A 3,326-nucleotide genomic window follows, 5' to 3' on the forward strand; every position below is an offset into this window, starting at 1 on the left:
CGGCCGGGCCGGGGCCCGCCTCGTCGCGCTGCCGGACGGATGTCTGCGCGTGGAGCATCCGCTCCCCGATCCGCCACCGCTCGCCAGCCTGATCGTGCCGACCCGCGACCGCCTCGACCTGCTCCGCCCCTGCCTGGACAGCCTGCGGAGCTGCACCGATTGGCCGGCGATCGAGATCCTGGTCTGCGATAACGACAGCCGCGAACCGGAGACCCTGGCCTATCTGGTCGATCTGGAGCGGCAGGGGAGGGGGCATGTCGTGCCCTGTCCGGGGCCGTTCAATTTTGCCGCGATGAACAACGCCGCGGCTGCCCGCGCCCGGGGCCGGCTGCTGGTCTTCATCAACAACGACGTCGAGGCATTCCAGCCCGACTGGCTGACCCTCATGGCCCGCGAGGCCCTGCGCCCGGATGTCGGTGCCGTGGGTGCCAAGCTCCTCGACGGCGAAGGCCGGATCCAGCATGGCGGCATCGTGCTCGGCACCGGCGGGCTGGTCACCCACGGGCACCGCCACTTCCCGGGGGATGCGCCGGGTTATCGCGCGGCGCTCCAGGCCACGCACGCGGTCTCAGCCGTGACGGCGGCCTGCCTGGTGGTCGAGGCGGACACATTCCGGGCCGTGGGCGGCTTCGACGACGCCGCGTTCGCGGTCGATTTCAACGACGTGGATCTGTGCCTGCGCCTCAACGCGGCCGGCTACCGGACGCTGCTGGTTCCAGGGGCGGTCCTGCATCACCGCGAGGCGGCGAGCCGCCGCTGGACCCCGGAGGCGCGTGCCCGGCATGCGCGCGAGATCGCCGCGCTCAAAACACGATGGGGGCCGCTGCTTGCGCAGGACCCCCATTATCACCCGGGCTTCGACCCGGACCTCTCGACCCATGCGCGCCTGCGCCGGGATTTCCCGCCAGCGGGCATGGCGTCTCTCCGCCGCCCGCCCGGCCGCCCGCCCGCCTGAGCGCGCCTACTGGACGAGCCGCGGCCCGCCGCTCTGCACCTTCTCGTTCTCCGACATGATGCCGAGCCGCTTGGCGACCTCGGTATAGGCCTCGATCAGGCCGCCCAGATCCTTGCGGAACCGGTCCTTGTCGAGCTTGTCGGAGGACTTGATGTCCCACAGCCGGCACGAATCCGGGGAGATCTCGTCGGCGACGACGATGCGCATCATGTCGCCTTCCCAGAGCCGGCCGGTCTCGATCTTGAAGTCGACGAGCCGGATGCCGACGCCGAGGAACAGGCCCGACAGGAAGTCGTTGACGCGGATCGCCAGCGCCATGATGTCGTCGATCTCCTGGGGCGTCGCCCAGCCGAAGGCCGTGATGTGCTCCTCGGAGACCATCGGATCGTTCAGCGCGTCGTTCTTGTAGTAGAACTCGATGATCGAGCGCGGCAGCTGGGTGCCTTCCTCCAGGCCCAGCCGCGTCGCCAGCGAGCCGGCCGCGACGTTGCGCACCACCACCTCGAGGGGGATGATCTCGACTTCGCGGATCAGCTGCTCGCGCATGTTGAGCCGGCGGATGAAGTGCGTCGGCACGCCGATATCGTTGAGGTGCTGAAAGACGAACTCGGAAATCCGGTTGTTCAGCACGCCCTTGCCGTCGATGACCTCGTGCTTCTTCGCGTTGAAGGCCGTCGCGTCATCCTTGAAGTGCTGGATGAGCGTCCCGGGCTCGGGCCCCTCGTAGAGGACCTTCGCCTTGCCCTCGTAGATGCGACGGCGGCGGTTCATAGGCGTGTACCGTGGTTTGAGGAAGTCCATGGGCCGAGGCTCCTAGTGCGCGACGATGGAGAGGATCCGCGGCGCGGCGACCGGACGCAGGTCGGGCAGCCGGACGGCCTCTGCCCGAGAGCCCCGGCAACCGGCTGGCAAACTAGCCGAACCGGGCTTCCAGCACAACGCGTTAGCCCGCAGAGGGGGACTGCGGAGGGCGCCCCGCACGTGTCGTGGAGGTCGTCACGCCGTCGTCTTGGACGGGTATCGGCACAGATCCGCGATGCGGCAGCGCGGGCATTCGGGCTTGCGCGCCTTGCAGGTGTAGCGGCCGTGCAAGATCAGCCAGTGATGGGCGTGGAGACGGTAGGGCTCCGGCACGATCGCCTCCAGCCCGGCCTGCACCTTGTCGGTGGTCGCCCCGATGAACAGCGGGATCCGGTTCGAGACCCGGAAGATATGGGTGTCGACGGCGATCCGCGGGACCCCGAAGGCGATGTTCAGCACGACGCTCGCGGTCTTGGCGCCGACGCCGGGCAGCACCTGAAGCGCCTCCAGGCTCGCCGGTACCGCGCCGCCATGCTGGTCGACCAGGATGCGCGAGAGTGCGACGACGTTCTTGGCCTTGGTGTTGAACAGCCCGATCGTCCGCACGAAGTCGCGGACCCGGTCTTCCCCGAGGGCCAGCATTGTCTCGGGCGTGTCGGCGACGGCGAAGAGCGGGCCGGTGGCGAGGTTGACGCCGCGATCCGTCGCCTGCGCCGAAAGCACCACGGCCACGAGCAGCGTGAACGGGTTGACGTAGTGCAGCTCACCCTTCGGCTCCGGCTCGGCCTCGTGGAACCGGCGGAAGATCTCGGTGAGGATGTCCGGGGCGACGGCTTCGGGGGCGGTGTCCACCTGTGCGGTCACCGCCGGCCCGACCGGGCCCGCGAGGCGGCCGGCGGCTGCGGCCCCGCCACGCCTCGCAACTCCGCGACCGGCGCGATCCGTCACGGGACTCGGTGGCTTTCTGACGGGCATGGCTGCGTTATATGGATCGCATGGCGAGCGGCAATCCTTCCGTCCATCCGTATGGCCTCGATCCCGATTCGATCGACCGGCCTGTCTTCGCGGCGACCATCCGGCCGCACCAATCCTTGAGCCGACTCGGGTTCCGGGTGGTGATGACCGGCTGCTGCGCGGTCTCGCTCACGGTCTCGGTCTGGGCGTGGCGAATGGGGTTCTGGCCGGTCGCCGGCTTCTTCGGACTCGACATGCTCGCGATCTACGCGGCGCTGAAGGTGAGCGTCCGCCGCGGCGGGTCCTTCGAGGAGGTGATGATCACGCAGATCGAGATCCTGCTCGCCCGGGTCAGCCACCGGGGGGAGCGGCGCGAGTGGCGGTTCAACCCGCTCTGGACCAAGCTGGAGACGGTGGAGGATGACGAGTACGGGCTGCAGCGCCTGACCCTGGTCTCGCGCCGGCAGCACGCGCTCGTGGCCCGGGATGCCGGCCCGGACGAACGGGCGCGGGTCGCGCAAGGCCTGACCGCGGCCCTGGCGCAGGTGAAGAAGGGTTACTGACGGGCAGCGACAGAGCCGGCGCGAAAAAATCTGCCGCCGCCTGGAACGAAGCG

Annotated in this window: 4 protein-coding genes; 2 read left to right on the plus strand and 2 right to left on the minus strand. The window is 69.3% G+C overall.

Features of this window, described 5'->3' with window-relative positions; translation table 11 throughout:
• The coding region (locus OXS49_RS32905; protein ID WP_267428703.1) for a glycosyltransferase at positions 1–955 on the plus strand (955 nt) is incomplete at its 5' end.
• Positions 956–961: 6 nt separating this feature from the next.
• Here OXS49_RS32905 and purC read toward each other — a convergent pair.
• Together purC and nth are read right to left on the minus strand one after the other, a co-directional pair.
• Positions 962–1,756 carry a phosphoribosylaminoimidazolesuccinocarboxamide synthase gene (purC, locus tag OXS49_RS32910; protein WP_243918760.1) on the minus strand — a complete coding sequence of 265 codons (795 nt, stop codon included), beginning with the start codon at positions 1,754–1,756 and terminating at the stop codon, positions 962–964.
• A 195-nt stretch (positions 1,757–1,951) separates the two neighbouring features.
• Positions 1,952–2,731, minus strand: a complete 780-nt coding sequence (nth, locus tag OXS49_RS32915) for an endonuclease III (protein WP_244000372.1) — start codon at positions 2,729–2,731, stop codon at positions 1,952–1,954.
• Between the two features lie 20 nt (positions 2,732–2,751).
• Here nth and OXS49_RS32920 point away from each other — a divergent pair, with 20 nt between their 5' ends.
• Entirely contained in the window at positions 2,752–3,273 is a 522-nt protein-coding gene (locus OXS49_RS32920; RefSeq protein WP_243918764.1) for a DUF2244 domain-containing protein, read from the plus strand.
• Positions 3,274–3,326: the final 53 nt, after the last annotated feature.

The sequence above is a fragment of the Methylobacterium sp. GC_Met_2 genome (genome assembly GCF_026540795.1).
Taxonomy (GTDB): Bacteria; Pseudomonadota; Alphaproteobacteria; order Rhizobiales; family Beijerinckiaceae; genus Methylobacterium.

Bases quoted from the DNA above. Each gene is read 5' to 3' on its own strand.
- OXS49_RS32920 (WP_243918764.1), top strand. From the start codon at position 2,752: ATGGCGAGCGGCAATCCTTCCGTCCATCCGTATGGCCTCGATCCCGAT.
- purC (WP_243918760.1), bottom strand. From the start codon at position 1,756: ATGGACTTCCTCAAACCACGGTACACGCCTATGAACCGCCGCCGTCGC.
- nth (WP_244000372.1), bottom strand. From the start codon at position 2,731: ATGCCCGTCAGAAAGCCACCGAGTCCCGTGACGGATCGCGCCGGTCGC.